Origin of the sequence: Aliiglaciecola sp. M165 (genome assembly GCF_007197995.1) — a bacterium.
Lineage (GTDB): Bacteria > Pseudomonadota > Gammaproteobacteria > Enterobacterales > Alteromonadaceae > Aliiglaciecola.
Genome location: NZ_VKKH01000002.1, coordinates 395,221 through 415,659 on the forward strand (window position 1 = coordinate 395,221; position 20,439 = coordinate 415,659).

Here is a 20,439-nt window from a genome sequence, read left to right on the forward strand (position 1 = left end):
CCGCTCGATAGGGTCTGCGGGCTTTAGATTGATTTTGTTTGTGCCAACTAATCCCTAACTCCGATCAATATTTGAAGCTAATACCTGCGAATAAACGAGGACCGTAGTCACTCACTTGACCTAAATTACCCTGAACATAAAAGTCATCAGAGCGAGGCGCGCTAAACAAGTTAATCGCTTCAACTTTTACACGAATGTTTTTATTAATTTTGTATGAAGCACGCGCTTCCCAAACACCCACTTCATCAACAAAGCGCAGTCGTGTGCCGTTACTTGTGTAGGGTTGGAAATACTCGCTACGGTATTTGTAGATAAGCGCTGTATCAAAGTCGCCAACTTGGTAATAGACCTGGCCACTGAACACATGCTCGGAGAACCCAGGAACAGCTCCTGGTGGGATAATGCCCTCTGTTAGTTGAGTAGTAACGCCATCAAGGTCGGTAACGAAGGTATCACCGTAATTACTGTCTTCAAACTCGAAATCTGTGTCTGCATAGTTATAGCCTAGCTTAATACCTATACCGCTATCCCAACGATATGCAAGAGAGGCCTCTAAACCCACAAGATCACTTTCAGTGTCAGTGGTGACAGAGTTAGTAATAGGTAATGCAACGTCAACACCATCAACTGTAAAGTTTTCAAGTACTGTTTGTTGTTGGAAACCACCGTTAAACTGTTTGTAGTATAGGCTCACAGCAACGATTGAATCTTCGTTGGGATACCATTCAAACGCCACATCATAGTTCCATGACATCAATGGTTGCGTGTCTGGATTACCAGAACCGTTGACGCCCACTAATAGGTCAGCAATGGATTGAGGCGCAACTTCATCATCTGTTTGGAACGTGCGGCTGAAACCCAAGTCAGAGGGATCTGCGCGAGACATACCACGATAAATTCCGGCTCTTAACAGGACCTCTTCAGAGTAGTCAACAACCAGGTTAAAGCTGGGTAGTACTTCGGTGTATTCACCGCCACCAACAATACGTTCAATTGAATCATTTGTTGCCAGTGACACTATGCCAAGTTCATCAGTGACAACATCAAAACCTTGCCTGAAGCTAACCGATGTCACTTCTGTATTGACCACGCGCAACCCGAAGTTACCGCGAACCGGCATACCCTTCATTTCTGTGTCGTAGTTGGCCATGAAATAAGCAGCGGTAGTCTCTTCGGTGACATCGATAGTACCGGCATTTTCATATTCCACTTCTGGGTAGCCAAACTCGCCACCTTGAGACGCGACCAATGCTTGGGAGAAGCATACGTTATCGTATGTTGCCCAAGAAGAGCCTGTACCGCTATCAACAACCGCCCCTTCGCTATTGACGTGGGTGATAATATCGCCATCGGAAACTGTCGATAAGAAATCAGATTCAGGGAAGTCAATTTGGCAACCTTGAAGCACGTCGATGGCTGAAGTTACACCTTCGTCTAATGTAAACGTATTTCTTGAACCATTGCCATTGCTTCCTCCGAACTGCAAATACGTAAGCTCAGACACACGGACACCGCCCTGAATACTGCTAATGGTGTCACCACCTAACAAGTATTCGAAATCAAGACGGCCAGAGACAACTTCATTTTCTCTTACGTTTTCACGGTCGATGCGAGTTCGTAAGCTGTCCGTAAAGTTAGAAATATCGGTCACGTCAAAATCAGTGACGGTTAAGTGAGGAATGTGTTCACCCAAATCCCAAGTAAAGAAGGGACGACCAGACGTTCTGCCTCGGTTAGTGATTTGTAATTCTTCTCGTTTTGTTTGAGAGAAACTGAAATCTGCGCTGATAGTTAAATCATCAGTGGCAAAATGTTTAACATTTAACCCATACCCACGATAGTTCTCTTCGCGAGAATACTGCTCGCCAGCAGATTCAAAACGCTCCTCACCTTCCCAATGTAAAATACCACCCACACTATTGGTAATGAGATTTTGGCCAGTTATACCCGGCGTTACACGTTTTTGTAGGAAGAGTAAGTCATGACGTGCTTCTGCTTGTGTTCGATCTGATATCTGGGCGTCAAAGTTGATATCCCAATTTTCAGATGGTCGGAATTGTAGACCTACAAATAACGCATCCCTTTCATCAGATGTTTCGTTTTGACGGAAGCTCCGGCTCGAGCCAGTCCATGCGTAGGGTGTACCCGCACTTTCAGCGCGCCCTGTAGTAGGATCGATGTCAGTTTCATAACCTTGGTTACTACTTCCATTAACCTGATCTTCACAGTCGCCCGCTGAGCTGCGGAAAAAGCCCTCGTTAGTATTTGCTGGATCATTTAAACATGCCCATAACGAAGAACCTGTAGGGCTTGAACTGCGGTATTCCGCTTCTGGCTGGCTGATATCTTGACGTTGTATACCTATGGTCAAACCAAGCGCTTGACCGTTATCGAACTCAAATTGGTCGACATAACTTATCGTGCCACGATAGCCCAAGTCGCTTTGTAGCGAGTTCTCAACATTTGACTCATCAGGGTTGTAATTCAGTTTCAATTCACTTTGAAATCGTTGCTTTCCAAAATCTAACGGCTTCAGTGTTTCAAGGGTAATCACACCCGCTACACCACCCTCAATCATTGATGCGTCTTGGGTTTTGTAAATAGCTACTTTCTTCATCAACTCCGACGGGAATTGAGAGAAGTTGACCGAGCGGTCACCACTACCATTAGTTGCTTCACGACCATTGATGTGTGTTGCACTTAAAAAAGGACCCAAACCACGAATTGTGATTTCAGTAGCGCCACCATTTTCACGGTGAGACGCAGCGCCAGTAATTGATTCCAGTGCTTCACCAATTGAAAGAGCGGGTAAATCACCAATATCTTCAGCGGATAAACCGTCAACCACAGAGGTAGCTTCACGTTTTATAGCAATTTGATCTTGAATCGTTTTACGGGTGCCCACAACGTTAATCACTTCAACATCGCTATCCGCGACGTTTTCATTTTCAGCTTCTTGTGCCGATGCAGAAAATGCAAATGAGCTAGCTGCTGAGACTATCACTGCAGCCCTTACCAATTTAGCGACAGGTGTAAGCCTGAATTGTTCTTCCTGATGGCTTGGGTTTGATTGTTTCCCTGATATCAACGACATATCGAGTTCTCCGTTGTTTTGTGTGCAAGCATGTGATTGAGAATCGCCTGTTAGTTTTATGTTATGCATTTGTTATTTTTGAATATACTCAATTAAAACCAATATATCAACCAATTGTTAACCTTTTTGTTACCAATAATGATTACCAATATAACAAGTTGTAACTGAAAAAAGAAAAATCTGCTTTAACATCCTTGCTAAAGCAGATTTTGATTGGGAACAAGTGTCTATTTGGTCAGTCAATTACCTGAACTGAGGCAATACATTATTGACCCTGGAGTATGATTAAAATTTATAGCCTTTGTGCGTATTATGAAGGTGATAAAAAGTGGCTTGAACGTAATCACCATCGGCACCGCCATTATTTTGGTTATATACTCCTGCCTTAAAGTACATAAATTGGTTACCAGCACTATAGCCACTTTCTTTCATATCGTAGTGCTTGGTAATATTTGGCTTACCTTCTCTGATGAGAGTCACAAACAACACTTCGTCCTCTACGGTAATTTTGTATGAGAACATTTCGTTCAAAGCAATACCGTCTTCCGGATCGGGGAGTGTGTGAGAGCGTGAACCAAGAATGTTTACCCAGACATCATCACCACCATTTATTTCATGCGCAAAGTAAACAGTGCCTTTGGTGTTGCCTGGTAATTTTCGGTAGTACAAACGAATAGGTTCGTCATCCGTTGCATGAATTTGCCCGATAATGACGCGCCCAACCATTTTTTCGTCACCGGTAGTAGATACGCGGTTTACCGCTAAAGTCGCCTGCAAACTACCTTCGATGCCACCAGCTTTGCGTTTCATTGAGCCGTGTGCGCCCCCGAATACCCAGTTATTCTTCGTCATGCCTCGCGCTTTTATTCGAGTATTTCCTCTGCGCAGCATCTCACGCAGTTCAGTCCTGGCGTATTTGGTATTTTTAGAAGTTTTTGCACCAACATTTGGACATGCGAACACCATTCCTCCATCATCGGCCGTATAAAAAAACGGCTTCAATTGAAACCCTTCATCCAATGGTTTTTCATAGATGGTATCGGCTTTTTTATCTTTATTTATGTCGGTTGGAAGCGTTAGGCTCCAGTCGAGTAGGTCGAAGTTTTCTCCAGGCTTTTTGGTCGGATCAAGTTTACTAAAATCACCGAGTAATACCCCTTGTGCTAACCCATTATGTGTTGCTGGAACTTTAACAGTATCGCTTGAAATTGCCTCACTTGAATAAGTGAACATCAAAAGGCTGCTCAAAACAGTCGTGTTGCTAAGCACTTTGATTAATTGTTTCATCTGATGTCCTCTTAAATACCTGTTGTATTAGGTGAACTCAAATCATCCACCAAAAATTAACATGCTTTATTTGATTGCCTCAATGCAAGCATCAGTAATGGCCTGCCAATTTTCCTGTTCGACCCAACTCTTTGCCGCCACCCAGGTTCCGCCAACGGCAAATACATTGCTCAATGACAAATAGTCGTTTTTATTCTGCTTATTCACCCCACCTGTTGGGCAAAATTTAATGGATTGAAATACTGATGACACAGCAGACAAAAATGGTGCTCCACCTGATAATGATGCCGGGAAGAGTTTTAGCTCTTCAAAGCCAAATTCTGATGCCATAAGAATTTCACCTGTATTCGACACTCCGGGAAGCACAGGTACACCACAACTCGCTAATTCGGTTAACAATGTATTCGATACTGCGGGAGTAACTATAAAATCTGATCCGGCATCTAACGCCTGTTTGAGAATAAGTGAATTAATCACTGTACCCGCGCCAACTTTGAGTTCAGGAACTGATTTTTTAATTGCCGAAAGGGCTTCTAGAGAAGCTTCTGTGCGCAGTACTACTTCGACCAACCCTAGTCCAGCATCTGCCATTGCTTTGGCGATGTGAACACCTTGTTCCGGTGAGTTTGCTTGAATAATAGGTAGAAGAGTTTGTCCTGACATGAATTCAGAAAAGCGAGTCATTGTAATGTTTCTCTCAAATTGTTAATGATGAGACCAGCTATTTTTAGTCTCGTTAAATACGAAAATATTTCGGCTATATGCTTGATCTTTGGTTTAGACTACGCCTGGTTACTGCCGGTTAGCCGCTGACATGGCGTCAATAAAAGCTTGTTTGGGCGCGATAGCACCTGGATGCTGAATAACCGTTCCTGCTGCAATAGCGGCTAGTTGAATCGACTCAGAAATTGGTTGACCAATCAGCCGTGAACCAAGATAAACTCCGTTAAACGCGTCACCTGCTGATGTTGTATCAACAACATTGGTAACTGGAACAATATCATGACTAAGCAGAGCACCTTGCGAATAGCTGATTACTGATTCTGGGCCATTTTTCACAATCAATTCTTCTAGTTGAAACGGTTGACAAAACTCCACTACACCTTGAGCAGAGTTGATGCCATAAAGCTCTTTAAAATCTTCAACGCCAGGTAGTGCGATGTTTGCCATAGAAAAGGCTTTGTCAAACTGCTCTTTAGCCTCGCTTGCACTATTCCAAAGTCTTGCACGGTAATTAGGATCAAATACCACTCTTACTCCAGCGAGTTTGAGTTTTTCTAGTACTTGCCAAAACTTTTCTCGTGCAATGTCTTCAATTACAGCCAATGAAATGCCTGAGAAGAAAAACATATCTGCTTTTAAAAGCCGCTCTAGCGCTTTGTCATCTATGAATTCAACGACTTTTCTAGCGGCAGAGTCACTTCGCCAGTAGGTAAAACTCCGTTCGCCTTTCTCGTCTGTTTCAATCAGGTAAATACCTGGAGCTTTGCTAGGATGTTTGAAAACAAACTGGGGGTCGATATTTTCGCATTTAAAACGATTTACCATTTTATCACTTAACCCATCTTGCCCTACAGCCGTTATAATGGCTGTAGAAACATCCCCGAAACAACGCTTTAGATAAACAGCAGAATTGTATACATCTCCAGCGAACGATTGATGCATGGTGTCCTCGTCATTGGCCCTGAGTTCAACCATGCATTCGCCTAAGAAACAAATGGTTTTCATCTACTTACTCAGGCTTTTTAACGGTTCAACTTTTGGGATAAGCAGCCATACTGCTGCCATAGCAATAATGGCCAGAGAAGCACCGATGACAAATGCTGGTGTGTAATTCCCGTCCGCTGTTAAAAAAGGCACTAGCGAGGTTAAGCCAACTGCACCTAGTTTGGCAGCCATTCCGGCAAAGCCAGCCAAGGTACCCACAGACTTTTTACCAAGTAAATCGCTTGGAAGTGTTTGAACGTTGCCAATCGCCGTTTGAAAACCAAACAAAATAACCGCCATGATAAGCACTGCTACGACCGGCTCGCCCGGATTGGCCATTGCCAGTAAAGACGGCAGCATGATTAAACACCCAAGAGTGATGATAAATTTACGAGTTTTGTCTGTACTCCAACCCGCCTTGAGACGGTTTTGCGCCAACAGGCCGCCAAACCAGGCTCCGAACATAGCTCCGACATAGGGAACCCAGCCGTAGATACCAATGGATTTGACATCCATGCCATAAACTTCGTTTAAATAGATAGGGATCCAGAAAACAAATAACCACCAAATTGGGTCTATCGCTGCTGAAGCGATGATCACTCCCCAGCTTTGTTTCCTTGAAAGCAATTCTGACGTGGGAGGGTTGTACTCATCTTCTTCAGATTCGACTTCTCCTTCAGGTGTATCACTACGACGTTGGCCCGTTAGAATATATTCGCGCTCTTCTTCGGTGATCCACGGGTGCTTACCCGGAGGAGCTTTCACCAAAATCATCCATGGTATTAGCCATAGAAACCCAACTAAACCGACGACAACAAAGACCATTTTCCAACTCATGTAAACCGTTAGAAAAGCAATAAGCGGTATAGCAACAATGCCACCGATGGCTGCGCCCGAATTAAAAATACCTTGTGCCAGGGCACGCTCTTTAGTGGGAAACCATTCAGCATTACCCTTGGCAGCACCTGGCCAGTTTCCAGCCTCAGCGACACCCAAGATCGCTCGGAAAAAACTTAAACTCAGAACGCCTTGTGCAAATGCGTGCGCAACCGTCGCCAGAGACCAAACGCCAATCGACAAAGCAAATCCAATTCTAGTGCCAACCCAATCAAAAATCTTACCAAATATGGCTTGTCCAAACGCATAGGCAAACACAAATACAATCGATATGTTTGCGTAAATTTGCTTGCGCTCAAGTGCGGACTCATCGGGGAAAAGTTCTTCAACAATATCAGGCCAAAGAACGCTCAGCGACTGACGATCGACATAATTGATAATCGTCGCGAGCGCAATCAATGCAATAACCCACCAACGTAAACCTTGTATTTTCACAATATTATTCCTCTATGAAGTCTTCACGAGCTGGACTGAAGGTATCGATTAAGATCCCGCCAGTTGGGCTGACAGCACCATGCTCAACATGCGGAGGGATCAAACAACTATCCCCTGGCTTTAATACCTTAATGACGCCATCGATATTAAAGTGAAACTCACCTGCTTCAACGTAGGTGACTTGGGAGTGACGGTGTTTATGTACATAGCCTTCTGCGCCTTTATCAAACCAGACTTTGACAGCCATCAATTCGTGGTTGTAACCCAGCATTTGACGCTTTAAACCACCACCAAGATCCTCGATTTCAGTTTCGTTGCCAAATAAAAAGTGTTCACTTTGTTTTTGCATCTTGATGACTCCTATTGACCATTCAACACATGGACGGCTAGTCGACCGTTCAGTGAAAAGGTTTTTTGCTGGTAGGAAAACGAGCGATTCAGGCTGTTTTCTGAAGACGAAACATCAGTTTTATCGATTGCTACCAGATAGGTTAGTCCCGCTATTTGCAATTCCACTAATGTCAGCTTTGCTTGATGCGTTACGCGCAAATCAGTAATTTTACTACTCGCATCTAAGGTAAATTCTTTACTTGGATTGTATTCGCCGTGGGGCTCTAACACCGAAATAAATTGGTGTTGGCCTTTACCTGTAACTCGGCGTATAAAGCTCTGTTCGTTACGCAAATTGAAGTTAGGATCATTCGCCCCAATTTGGGTGAATAAAAATGACTCATCACCTGTCACTAAACTAGATTGGGTATAAAAGCGGCCGTTTTCATTCAACCACGACACCTTAGCTAACCCACTTTCAGGTTTACCTTGGCCTTTTAGCCACAGATGCTGATAGCCATTTTTTTCACCTAATGCACTAAGCACGCTTGTGTTTGCCGCTATCTTGAAATTAGTTTCTATAAGTTGGCCTAGGTAGTGAAGCGGTAAATCAAATTGATGTTTGTCCTCGGCCTCGACACTGAACAAATCGATTGCAATGGAGGTTTCAAGCTCTGACAGGTTCACAAGCGCCAGCGTGCGTTCTAGCTTGACGTCGGGGTAAGCAGTGTTAATCTCGCCACTACTTACCGAACCAAATGCATTAGATTCAAAAAAATTAAGCGTTGGAGCGTTTTGATTGCCAATTTCAACATCACCACCAAAGTGACTGGTTTCATCGACTACGACAGTATTATGTGCAACCGTTTGTTTAGCGTAACTTTTATTCTCTGGAAGATATCGACCTCCAAATTTCGCTTCTACATTCAAAAAACGAGCAGCCCCATAATCTGAGACAATCTCTTGGCCTTGATCGTAAAACTGCCAAGTGAGTTTATCAAAGTGACCGTGTCCCAGGCCTTGCGCGGCAGGTTTAAACAATACTGCTTTTTCCCCACCCATCTGACTGCGCATAATCACCAATGCACCTTGCTTACCGTCACTGCCGTCACCAAAGGCTACGGATCGAAACTGATAGGGTTTAGCCAACCCTTGATCCAGAGCTTGCGCTACTTTTAAACCATCTCCAGAAAGAATGATTTGATTTTGCTGCTGTGCGATATCCAAAAAGCCCGGATCTTCCGTCAGCCCGTACGCTACAGTTACGCCATGGACCAGTTCAATCGTGTCGATACCTTTACTTTTGATCGCATCATTTATGGGGTAAAAAAGGCCGTTGTAGCTTAGCTGGATAGTCGTATCGATGGCTTTCAGTAAAACGCCGTCTCGATGTTGAAAAATATTTCTATGCGCTTCGTTATTGTTGATTGCTTTTGCAAACGTCACGAATGGCATCAAAGCATATCTTTGATAATAGGGGCCTTCGTTGTAATAACCTTGAGGTGAGAAGAGTTCGTCCAGTTGTTTGAGAAAGCCACCTTCCCCCGATTTTTCCAAATCATATAAGGCTTTTTCAACCCATTCGGGTTCACTCATCACATAGCCTGCCATGCCAACACCGGCAGTCGCCCAAGTGCCGTGATTGTGTACTTTATTGAAAGTTGAAGGTTGTCCTTCTGACAAAAATAACGCAACAGGTCGCAACAGGTTTTGCTCAATGGTGTTGATATGTGAAGTATCCAACGAGTCATAAATCAGGTCATAGGCTTGGATGGTATACACTAACCAAACCGCTTCATTTAGGCTCTGCCAGAATAGCTTACCGGGATTTTGCGATTTGACTTTTCGCTTGGGGTGAACATCAATGGTGGGATAGAGTTTGGCATATTCTAACAACATATCGCGCACGTAATCTGCGTACTTTGTATCTTCACTTAGTTGATAAACCATTCCCGCATCAAACATCAACTGATAGTTCTTTTTGTGGCGTTCGTGAGTGTAGCCTCCACCACCATCCTTCGGCACTGGCACAACTATTGGTAATGCCAACTGCTCATCAACCTTAGCTTTTAGTACATAGAATGCGTCTGCGAAGCGACCTTTCTCGGCGATCCCCTGACGCATCTTTACTACGTCTTCACTCGTGATCACCAGGTTAGGATGAGCAGCTTGCGCGCCAATTGAAAAATCAGCGATAACGCTAACCGCTATGAGGATTGCGACTAGGGTTAGATATCTCAAAGAAACCATCTTTTGTCTATCTCCCAGCACTATTGTCTTGCTTGTTGTCTTTGATTAGCGCCGTGTGAGGCCCTGATACGCGAAGCTCTTTAACCTCAGGATTTGGGGTGGCTTTAAATGTGTTAGAGACGACAGCCGTCTTTGGTTCACCAACCGTGTGCTCAATTTTGATAGCGGCCGAATTGCGCATAACGTTCTGCTGAATGTTAGTTACCTGAACACCGTGTAGAAAAATACTGGCACCGCTTTTGTTGCGTTTCCCTGCGCCGACATTTTTAAGGGTATTATCGGTCATAAGCAAATGCGGCCCAAAGGTACTTTCGTCGGTTCCACCGCGATAGATTTTTGCGACAGCACCTTCTATATTTTCAAAGGTATTTCCTTCTAGCGTGACGTATTCGGCGTTATAAATCCCAAGATCTTCAATTTCACTGTTAAGTCGCAAAATATCACCACTGACATTGGAAAAATGGTTATTAAGAAGGGTTATCTCATCTGCAAAAGCACCTTTTCCAGTCACAAAAAAGTGAAACGAATGGTTAACGTTTAAGTCAATCAAATCAGAGTTAGTGACCAGTAAACGATAGTTTTCGACCATACCCCATTTTTGCGTACGAACCACACTGTTGCCTGCAGAGTCCGGGCTGCTTTGACCTGAAATGACTAAGCCATCAAGCTTTAAACTTCCACCATCATGTATTTCAAACAATGCTGAACGTTCATAGGTAAGAGTAGCTTGACCTTTGTTCTGCGCCCGAATAGTCACAGTTTTATCTATTTTGACCAGCTTTGGAATATCGTATTGGCCATCTGCCAACTCCAGCACATCACCGGAGTTGGCATCGGCTATTGCAGCAAGAAGTGCGTCTGCACTTGCATTAACTGCATGTGTAACGCCAGCATCAAAGGCTACCAAAGCAGGTGACTTTTCATACCAACTTACGCCGGTATCCGCTTTGGATAGCACTTTGAGGCCAGGCTTTGCACCGACGTTTTTACTTCCACCTGTAGGGTACAGAAGTCCATTGTCGGTACGCTTAAGGGGAAGCGCTTTTTGCTCTACCCCATAACTGAGTTCAGGAAGAACTTTGGTATTGGCTACGTTGCCACTGAATTTAATGCCGCTGACATCATCAAAGGTTGTAAACGGCTGTTGGTTGTTCTCATTAATAAACAGGTTGTTTTTCATTACACTGCTAATTGGCACGGCACTGCGCTCTGCGTCACTGCCTGCAGCTAATTGAATATGCTGAACATTAACAAAAGTGTTGTTTTCAATGACGGTATTTTCTACTTGATGATAGCGATTGATAGGCGAATTGGGCACACCGTTCATAACTGTGAATCCGCTACCAAAACGGTACCCGGTTAAGCCTTCTAAATAATTGTTACGGATAATTTGGTCTTTGTTGATAACGCGTATGCCGCCAGTGTGCTCGACGCCGTTACCAAAGAAGACATTTTCCTCGATAATGTTGCCATTGCCATGACGCATGGTTAGTGTACCTTGCGCCTCATAAAACACGTTTCCACGAAGAGTGTTTTTACCTGATTTCACCGAAATGATTTCGACTTCACCATTTGTTTGTTCAAAGTAGTTATTTTCTACCAGTGTGAAAGAATCGGTTAACGAATAATGACTGGTGCCAATCCGCAGCGTTTCTCCCCCATTTGAGCCAAAAGTAGGGCGGTAACCAAAATAGTTATGGTCAATTATGTGGTAGTTCTGTTGGCTGTTTTCGCTATTTAAGCGAACGGCAACTGTTACACCTTTGTTGCGTTTACCCACTAAATGATTGTGATCGAATCGATTGTGTTGACCATATAGCGCAACCCAGTAATCTGATTCCTGCTTGTCAGGATTATTGTAGTTATCAATAACCACTTCAGTGACTCTGGAATGGTAGGCAAAATCATTCTTATTACGACGAAACTCGATCACTGCACTACTTGGCGTATGACCGTTTTTAAATACCAAACCAGATGCGATGAGATACTGTCCAGCTAACCTAAGGTTCGATTGTCCAGAGAGGATAACCTTACCTTTTGTTTGGGCTGTTAGAGTTATTGGCGCTTGTTGTGTGCCCTGACCGACCAGCAAAATTTCAAAATCAGTCCAGGTGCCATTTTTAAGCACAACTTTGTCGCCAGCGACGAGGTTAGAGGCAATTTTTTTGTACGCTTGTTTACTGTCTACCAAATATTCCTTGGCCACCAGCTCTGCTGTAAAGCAGGACATCAGCAGCAAACAAATATTTGTCCAACGATTAGTTGTTAAACGCATAATTCACTCTCTACATTCTATTCGTCAAATGAACAAAACGTTGTGTTGTTGCCATCAGTGCTAGCAATCGAGTCTACACTGTTGCAACTTTCTTTTATTAATGAGCCAAGATGTGCTTACCTAAAGTAAGCACAAACTTTGGCGACTAGGTCCGCTATTTTGCCAGTTTCATGTAATAGTCGAATATTTCGGGAACATTACCAGCTCCCATGCCAGCATCGAATGCCGCCTGCAAATTAGCAGAAGAACCTTCAGCAATCTTCGATTGAGTGCCTAAGTCTTCAACCATCTTTAAGAAGTAGCCTAAATCTTTGTTTGCATTAGCAATGGAGAATCCCAAGTCGCTCACGTTGTCTACCGCATAATTTTTACAAAATTGCATGAATGGAGAGCTTGATGGGCCAGTCGACATGATGTCAAACAACTGCTGTCGATCTACCCCTGCTAAATCTGCAACGGCAAATGCTTGGGACATTGCACAAACAGTTGTCATACCCATGAAGTTGTTGATTAGTTTCGTTGTGTGGCCTGCTCCAAGTGCACCGAGATGAAATACATTCTCGCCTTGCTCTTCTAATACTGGCTTAACTTTATTAAAAGTGTCGATATCACCAGCAGCCATAATATTCAGCAGCCCATCTTTGGCGTGTGCTGGAGTGCGGCCTAATGGTGCGTCGATCATCCCAACACCTTTTTTCGCAAGGTCGGCGCCAATTTTGCGCGTTGATGCAGGAATAGAGGTTCCAAAATCTACTAGTACTGAGCCTTCTTTCACCCCGGCGAGAATACCATCCTCAGCATAAATCACCTTTTCTACGATTGCAGATGTTGTGAGACAAAGCATGACAATATCTGAAGCAGACGCGAGTTCTTTTGCCGTGCTTACTGTCTTGGCTCCTCTTGCTACACATGCAGCAACGGCATCCTTGTTAAGGTCCATTACTACCAAATCGTAACCTTTGTTCTGTAGGTTCTCGACCATATTGCCGCCCATTAAGCCAAGGCCGATGAAACCGATAACAGGTTTAGACATGAATAACTCCTAATAATTTGGCGCATACTTACTATGAGTATGAAAACGGGCTCACCATGACATTAGGTGCGCTACGTCGCTCGAATTCTGTTCAAAGAGTTATCCTAAAGAAGTAAAAATCAAACATAACTCTTCATTTTAAACTGACAGTATTTTGGCAACGCCAACCACACCACCAACCAATCAGCTTCTAAAAACAGTATTATCATATTGCCAATTTGTCAACCAAAATATAAATATTGGCAATTACCTTGGTAATGAAAAATTTTATAGTGTTAAATGAATCTCATTGCTTCAATTTGCTTAGTGGATAATATTGATAAATTACAATACGTTACTTACTGATAGGACCTAAATTGGCTGACTAACGACAATTGATAGGTTTCACCCTTGATATGTGATTCATAGTCAAATTTCAGCGTTAAAAGTTGATTTTTTTGGAGCTGAAAAGTGACTTGGTAAGTAAAAACAAGGTAATTGGTAACCATTTATTTATCTTTCTTAGTCTAAGCCAAAAGCGCCTAAACAACATAATAAGTCCGTGATATTGGTACACATCCGAAATGGAAGCCACTGGCTGTTAGGGTGTTAAGTTAGGGTGTATCTTTGCAACCGTTTCTCCTGGAGACGGATTGGCAGGACTATCTCTAATTGCTAATGATCTATCTATCATTGAAGGTGGTGACCCCGCCCCCACGATTTATGAAATCGAGCGGTTTTCAGGCGACCGTTGGCGTTCGAGCTTTCAACCGGTTGTTGAAGACATATAAGAGCCACCGATGATTTTGACTGTTTTGTTAATTTTATCAGGGTTTCTGTTTCGTACCCAAAAAATGATGTGACATGTTCAATGGCTGGAGAGAAACGACAAATACAAATCGCTCACTTCGATGTGACTGTCCAGCATAGGCAAATGCCCGCATTGGTTTAAAATTTGAGTCATTGAATTTGGCAAGGCTTCATGAAGAACTTCAGCACCACTAACATGAAAAATCCTGTCTTGGTTGCACCATAGGATCAATGTTTTCATCGTCAGACTGGGGGCAATTTCAATCAAGTTAGGAGTATTAGTAGAACGATTAGCGGCATGCCAAATTTGTTCGTTTATTTGTGTGTCTTGGAGTTCTTGTTGCTTCCATGTTTGCAGTATAGGTGCAGGTATTACTGGGATTTCAGGAAATAACCAATGGTTGCGCTCATCAAAATCCGATTCGCTTTTAACCAACAATGGAATGATGCCAACCTTGATTGCTTTTTGCATGTCACTATCGATCTTTGTGGGCACCCCCAAAGGACTTCCAATAAACGCGAGAGATTTTAAAAGCTGCGGCTGTTCTTTTGCTAGTATACCAACAACCATGGCTCCCATTGAGTTAACTGCAAAGTGGGCCAAGTCAATCTTCAACGCCTTCATTACAATGTGCAGATTTTCTGCTTGGGCGGAAAGTTCATAGTCTTGGGGCTCTAACTTTTGATTATCTCCAAAGCCCGGCAAATCGATTGCTATAACACGATAATAAGGGGTTAATGTTCGAGCCAAATCTACCCAATGTTCTTTTCTGGCGAAAATGCCATGCAATAAGACTATGGTTTCACCCTGACCGCCTTCTAGATAATGTATAGGTCCTATCTTTGTTTCGACCGTTTTAGCGCTGAGTCCGGAAAACTGGTTATTTAAGGAAATGAGTAACTGGCTCATTGTCACCGGTAAAACAAACCATGTGAATGCAAAAGCAATCAGCAAAAGTCCAACTGTGAACGTGATTATTCGTTTCATTGTTTCTCCCCGTTTTGTAGACTTTAACAATATTTTTTAATGCGACATTGTAAAAACGAGCAGTTTATCGGAGCCCCATGCATCGTATACCTAGTCAATTTCGGTCCCACCTTTTTTCAATGTCACAGACAAAACTCGCGCTTCACGAGAATTTCATGGTCTGCGTGATATTTTGTGAACGAGGAAGTATTCGTGTTGCGGATAAAAACATCGAAGTTGAAGGCAGTATTATTTGCATTAAGCCAGATAGGTATCACAGCGTGGTCATTCCCCAAGGCGGAGCAGAAATTTTGTATTTAGATGGCGTGAAATTACCCGATAATCAGGATGATTTTACGCAGCTATGCAACGATTGGACGTACATACCCGAAGCTTTTCACAACAAAGAGCACTGTAAAATTGATACTTTTCGTAATTATTTAAACGCTAAAGAAGTCGTGCCAGATAAAACGCTCTTGACCATTTTAGAAGAGCTATATACTTCACCTTTGAATCGAATGACACAAGATGAGTTGGCCATAAAACTTGGTCTAGAGCGATCCCAGGCATTGAAGTATTTCAAAGACGTCACAGGCCAGACATTCCGAAGATTCAAAAAATGGGCGGCTAGCATCAGTGTCACCTCCAACGTATTCCAAGGCCAAATTATCGGACATGCTGGAATCGATGCTGGGTTTTCTGATGCGGCACATATATCTAAAACCGCAAAAGCACTATTTGGCATAACGCCGTCTGTAGGCATCAATAGTTTGCGCAATATATCGACATTAGTTAAATATGAATAATTTAGAAAGCGAACATAATGCGACCTAGATCCTAAACTAAGGGTATTCTGGCGTTTGTTAATTCTGGCAATAAAATTTTTGGTCAGTACTCACTCGATACACGGGATTGTGCTCTGGCGTCAGGTCTATTTTTAGGTGATATCGAGATTGTAAGAAACTAGGTTCGAATTCAATTGAATAAACTGAATTGCCCCCACTCTTTTATGCTCAATTTTTCCAATTGGCAAGCACAGATTCACGGATCTTGGCATAAGGTATTTGCTGGTAAACACCAAAATTTTTCTGAGACTTGGCACGAATACGTGTCAGATACGGGCTAGTAATGCCGGTTAAAAATCGGCAGCAGCTATCAATACTTACTCGAGTAGAAAGTTTGCTGGAATATTCCTGGTTGAGCCATTGTCTGGTTAGTTTCAAAACTGCCTCATCAATCTCTGCTCCTAACAGGGGAGCTTCTAGTTTAGCAATTTCTCCCCTACACACACTGCAATGGCCGCAATTTTTTGGTGCTTGATGATCATCAAAATAGCTAGCAAGGCTTGCATGTAAACAGTGAGCCGTTTGGAAGAACGCCACCAGCGCGTGAATACGGGATATTTCTTTTTGTTCTTTTTCAAGAAAATAAGCGGTTAATGACTCAGTCAGTTCCGGACTGTCCAGTTTTTCCTTATTGACATCAAATACCTCAGTATTTTGTTTGCTTTGTAGCTCAATTAAGCCTCTGTCAGCCAGGTAGTCCAGCGCAGCGATGACACGACTTCTTTCGACTTGTTCTTCAGTGAGTAAAGCATTCATATCCAAAGTCGCCCAGACTTTTTTGACTGGGCTATGTTTAAATATTTGCTTTAAAAATCCTTGTCTGGAGGCATCAAATCCCGACAAAATCAGTTCAATAGATTGGTTGAAGCGAAATTTGAATTCGGCGAAATAGGCATATTTGGGGACGATGACGTTTAGTAATTCTAATTGCACCAACAGTGTTTTCAGGGGCAGCAAGCGGATATTGGTTTGATTTGACAACGCCGTCATTTGAGTTTCCCACTGTGCATGCTCTAGACCTAGTTGAATATCATCAACGACGGCCTTTATTGCCTCTGCATCGGGTGTATCACCATACACAAAGTTTTCCAACGTGGTGAGTCCATCCAAATTGGCAAGAATGACACATTTAGAAGCTTGGCCATCACGTCCGGCACGGCCTACTTCCTGGCTATAGTTTTCGATGGATTTAGGTAAATCATAATGCACGACAAAACGAATATTGGATTTATCGATCCCCATACCGAAGGCGATAGTCGCCACAATAACTTGCACCTTGTCTTGCATAAATTGGTGTTGAATCGACTGCCGTTTGTCGTTGTCCATACCGGCATGGTAACTCTGCGCTGCAACACCACTTTTTCTTAGAAAACTCGCCACATCATCTGCGGTTTTTTGCAGCGTAACGTAGACAATTCCTGACCCTGCGAATTGCCCTATCAGCTCCATTAACGTTTGTCCTTTGCTAGCTGAAGAACAAGGTAATACTGACAAATCCAGATTCGAACGATAAAAACCGGTTTGCACAATATGCTGCGGTTGGATAGAAAATCGTTTGGCCATATCCTTTTTAACCTGCGCCGTGGCGGTAGCAGTCAAAAGCAAAACTAACGGAATTTTCAGCTGACGCTGATAGCTGGGTAGTTTTAAATAGTCTGGTCTGAAATTATGGCCCCATTCTGAAATACAGTGTGCCTCATCCACCACCATCAGCGACACGGCAATCGATTGAATAAAGTGACGGAAACGCTCATTTTTGAATCGCTCCACTGACACCATTAATATTTTGCAGTGCCTGCTTTTAACTTCTCGCATCACTTGCTGAGATTGTTCGTAGGTCTGAGACGAATCAATGCACTCAGCGGCGATACCCTTTCCTTTCAAAAAGGTCACTTGATCTTTCATTAATGCCAGCAGAGGCGAAACGACCAGAGTGAGATTGGGAAGGTGCAAAGCCGCCATTTGATAACACAGAGATTTACCCGAACCTGTTGGGAAAATGGCTAATGAAGAATCACCGCCGAGTAATTGCTCGATAACCTGTTGCTGGCCACCGCGAAAATCATCAAATCCAAAATGTTGCTTAAGCGAAGAGCGCAGTGTTGTGGGATCCACTAAGACTTTCCTGTTCGACTTGTATATTCAACGTGGCCTAAGCCTAATCGCCTAACTATCTATTCACAAGGCTAGTTTTATGAAACACATGAGTTGCAACAGTTTGAAATGACTCAGAGCATCAGGAATTCGAGGTCACTATCTCATTAAACCATTCTTCGGGAGTCGTTACAGAATCAGCCAAACGCGGCAGCGTTTAAGCTGCCGGAATTTTACCTTTTAAGTTGAAACTACAAGGTATCGCAGAACATCGGCCACTCAGGAATAGGGCACTTGTTGTCATCATTTTCATCTCCCGCAAAAGCCGTAGCGGAGGAAAGGGCAAGCAATAATACAACTGAGATATTACGTAGTTTTTTCATTTTTATTTTCCTTAACAACATTAAAACCCGGTCAATTATCTGACCGGGTAATTTAAATTGCCTTGTATGGGTTTCAATGTCAACCCATTTCCCTTGTCGACATTTGCACCAATACATAACCCACTTTTACACAGTGAGAATTGACAAAGATCCAGAAACATTTTGGGTACCTAAAAGTGTTCGCACGAAGACAAAAAATAAAGCGCAAAATGACTAACTCTATGGCCAATTGAATTACTGTCATCTCAGCCTATCGAAGTGTCTATATTATTCACCTTCCTAAACCATTAGTTCTCGAGTAACATACCGCCAGTTTTGATTCATGCGACACGTTTAAGTCCTGCGCCAACCTTCAGTTATGTTTAAATCAATCTTATTAGTTTTTATGGTCCTTTTTTCTTGTTTCGCTCATGCTTCTGCATTTGTATTAACGAGCTTACAGGTCATAACCGAAGTAGGAAGCCTTCATTACGGGGGTATTACCGCAGATGCAGGTTCAAGTTGCAGTATTGACTCATCCAGTAATTTGTCTGGGCCCTGTAATGCCAGCGATCCCAACATTTCAATCGGTCAAATTGTCATCAGCGATTTAGCTCGCAACACTGATTATGAAGTATCAATTACCGGTAGTAACAATGCGGAGCTGGAATTTATTGCTACGGCAGAAGTATCTGGCGGAAAAGCAGGCAAGACAGTCATGACAGATGGACAAGTGGTGACAGTCACGACCAAGGGAAATGGCGCTGATTTAACCATTCAAATTTATGGCCAAATCACCTTGCTAAACGATGTCGCCACAGGGCAAGACTATCAAGTTGATTACAATGTGGTAATTAATGCCCTCTAACACAATCCAATTTACCAGCCTTAGATTCGATTAGGGAACATAGAAAAGGCATTTTCGAGTCTACGTTCCCTCTTTTAATCTGCAAACCTTTTTTGAGTTCAGAATCGAGCAGTAATTAGAACGCGGATGTTAGTTTAGTTGGGGCTAAATCTAACCCAGATTCCCTTTCATATTTTTAACATGCATCAAATTATTGTATTCTCAGACAGGTCCAAATAATGGTTACCACTATTTTGATTAAATTATTTATTCAAGCCGTTCTTCTAATTTGGTTTTATTGCTCCGGCTTACCGGAAGCGGCAGCGGATGATATCCGTATCAAATATGGTTCGTCGAGTTTGGATTTGCGTGGTCGTTACATTGAGAATTTAATGGTTCGAGCTCTTCGTATCAGCCAAAAGAAATATGGGCCATTTTCTATAAATAGATTGGATGTCGAACTCCCTAGTCATCGGGTTTTACAAGCATTGGAAGAAGGGAAGCTTATTAATGTTTCTGTGGCCATGACTTCCAGCGAATGGGAAAATAAGGCAATTCCTATTCGCATTCCAGTGAGACGAGGCATATTTAAATATAGATTACTATTGGTTCACAAAGACAATTTGAAGCAATTTCATAGCATCACTAACGTAAAACAGCTCAAAGAAATGTCGGTGGGTTTAAAGCGCGGGTGGACTATTCGCACCATGTTAGAAACGCTAGATTTTAATATAGTCGAAGTAGATTCCTACGATATGATTTTTGAAATGCTGCATGGTAAAGGCTTTGATTATACGATAAGAGGTATACACGAAGCCTACGAAGAAATTAGATTGCGTAGGCGTTTTTATGATGATTTAACTGTCGAACCCAATATTTTACTGCATATGCCAGCACCTAGTTATTTTTTTGTATCCCCTAAATATCCTAGAATTGCTGAACGATTGAAATACGGTTTGGAAAAAATGGTAGAGTCTGGGGAACTGAAACAGTTATTCGAGCAGACGTTCTCTAAATATATCGATATGCTAGATTTAAAGAATAGAAGAGTAATTGAAGTGGGAAATCCCCTCTTACCTGAAAATACTCCTCTAGATCGCAATGAACTATGGTTTGATTACAATTTGGTAGACAATTAAAGACCAGTTCAAAACATACCTCGCATTTCATTCTTCCACTATTCGTGAACTCAAACACTACTCTAACGGATGTATATGAGCTTGGGCA

Annotated in this window: 16 protein-coding genes; 4 read left to right on the forward strand and 12 right to left on the reverse strand. The window is 42.7% G+C overall.

The window, feature by feature from the left end; genetic code table 11:
• Positions 1 to 64 precede the first annotated feature (64 nt).
• The 9 genes from FM019_RS03995 to FM019_RS04035 all read right to left on the reverse strand — a co-directional run bounded on the left by FM019_RS03995 (position 65) and on the right by FM019_RS04035 (position 13,308).
• Positions 65 to 3,094: a TonB-dependent receptor gene (locus FM019_RS03995; RefSeq protein ID WP_143834607.1), complete on the reverse strand. Its 3,030-nt coding sequence runs from the start codon at positions 3,092 to 3,094 to the stop codon at positions 65 to 67.
• A 285-nt stretch (positions 3,095 to 3,379) separates the two neighbouring features.
• A complete protein-coding gene (locus tag FM019_RS04000; RefSeq protein WP_143834608.1) occupies positions 3,380 to 4,381 on the reverse strand; it encodes a polysaccharide lyase family 7 protein in 1,002 nt (333 codons plus the stop codon).
• A 66-nt stretch (positions 4,382 to 4,447) separates the two neighbouring features.
• A complete protein-coding gene (eda, locus tag FM019_RS04005; protein ID WP_143834609.1) occupies positions 4,448 to 5,065 on the reverse strand; it encodes a bifunctional 4-hydroxy-2-oxoglutarate aldolase/2-dehydro-3-deoxy-phosphogluconate aldolase in 618 nt (205 codons plus the stop codon).
• A gap of 108 nt (positions 5,066 to 5,173) precedes the next feature.
• A complete protein-coding gene (locus FM019_RS04010; RefSeq protein WP_143834610.1) occupies positions 5,174 to 6,109 on the reverse strand; it encodes a sugar kinase in 936 nt (311 codons plus the stop codon).
• Positions 6,110 to 7,420: an MFS transporter gene (locus tag FM019_RS04015; RefSeq protein ID WP_143834611.1), complete on the reverse strand. Its 1,311-nt coding sequence runs from the start codon at positions 7,418 to 7,420 to the stop codon at positions 6,110 to 6,112.
• A gap of 4 nt (positions 7,421 to 7,424) precedes the next feature.
• A complete protein-coding gene (locus tag FM019_RS04020; protein ID WP_143834612.1) occupies positions 7,425 to 7,769 on the reverse strand; it encodes a cupin domain-containing protein in 345 nt (114 codons plus the stop codon).
• A gap of 11 nt (positions 7,770 to 7,780) precedes the next feature.
• Positions 7,781 to 10,000: an alginate lyase family protein gene (locus tag FM019_RS04025; RefSeq protein ID WP_143834613.1), complete on the reverse strand. Its 2,220-nt coding sequence runs from the start codon at positions 9,998 to 10,000 to the stop codon at positions 7,781 to 7,783.
• Positions 10,001 to 10,007: 7 nt separating this feature from the next.
• The gene (locus FM019_RS04030) at positions 10,008 to 12,275 is read right to left on the reverse strand and encodes a polysaccharide lyase 6 family protein (RefSeq protein ID WP_143834614.1); all 2,268 of its coding nucleotides are present in this window, start codon (positions 12,273 to 12,275) and stop codon (positions 10,008 to 10,010) included.
• A gap of 154 nt (positions 12,276 to 12,429) precedes the next feature.
• Positions 12,430 to 13,308, reverse strand: a complete 879-nt coding sequence (locus FM019_RS04035; RefSeq protein WP_143834615.1) for an NAD(P)-dependent oxidoreductase — start codon at positions 13,306 to 13,308, stop codon at positions 12,430 to 12,432.
• Between the two features lie 632 nt (positions 13,309 to 13,940).
• Between FM019_RS04035 and FM019_RS20780 the strand changes: the two genes are divergently transcribed.
• Entirely contained in the window at positions 13,941 to 14,078 is a 138-nt protein-coding gene (locus FM019_RS20780) for a hypothetical protein (protein WP_185969179.1), read from the forward strand.
• 77 nt (positions 14,079 to 14,155) lie between these two features.
• On the opposite strand, the gene FM019_RS04040 is transcribed toward FM019_RS20780, so the two are convergent.
• Positions 14,156 to 15,085, reverse strand: a complete 930-nt coding sequence (locus FM019_RS04040; protein WP_143834616.1) for an alpha/beta fold hydrolase — start codon at positions 15,083 to 15,085, stop codon at positions 14,156 to 14,158.
• A gap of 119 nt (positions 15,086 to 15,204) precedes the next feature.
• Here FM019_RS04040 and FM019_RS04045 point away from each other — a divergent pair, with 119 nt between their 5' ends.
• Positions 15,205 to 15,870 (forward strand): AraC family transcriptional regulator, encoded by a 666-nt coding sequence (locus FM019_RS04045; RefSeq protein WP_143834617.1) that lies wholly within the window; start codon positions 15,205 to 15,207, stop codon positions 15,868 to 15,870.
• A 207-nt stretch (positions 15,871 to 16,077) separates the two neighbouring features.
• Here FM019_RS04045 and FM019_RS04050 read toward each other — a convergent pair whose 3' ends face one another.
• Positions 16,078 to 18,024 (reverse strand): ATP-dependent DNA helicase RecQ, encoded by a 1,947-nt coding sequence (locus tag FM019_RS04050; RefSeq protein WP_143834618.1) that lies wholly within the window; start codon positions 18,022 to 18,024, stop codon positions 16,078 to 16,080.
• A 230-nt stretch (positions 18,025 to 18,254) separates the two neighbouring features.
• Positions 18,255 to 18,386 (reverse strand): hypothetical protein, encoded by a 132-nt coding sequence (locus tag FM019_RS20955; protein WP_260681520.1) that lies wholly within the window; start codon positions 18,384 to 18,386, stop codon positions 18,255 to 18,257.
• A 385-nt stretch (positions 18,387 to 18,771) separates the two neighbouring features.
• Here FM019_RS20955 and FM019_RS04055 point away from each other — a divergent pair, with 385 nt between their 5' ends.
• Both FM019_RS04055 and FM019_RS04060 read left to right on the forward strand, forming a co-directional pair.
• Positions 18,772 to 19,233, forward strand: coding sequence for a hypothetical protein (locus FM019_RS04055; RefSeq protein ID WP_143834619.1), 462 nt, complete (start codon positions 18,772 to 18,774; stop codon positions 19,231 to 19,233).
• Between the two features lie 218 nt (positions 19,234 to 19,451).
• Positions 19,452 to 20,351, forward strand: a complete 900-nt coding sequence (locus FM019_RS04060; RefSeq protein ID WP_143834620.1) for a transporter substrate-binding domain-containing protein — start codon at positions 19,452 to 19,454, stop codon at positions 20,349 to 20,351.
• Positions 20,352 to 20,439 lie beyond the last annotated feature (88 nt).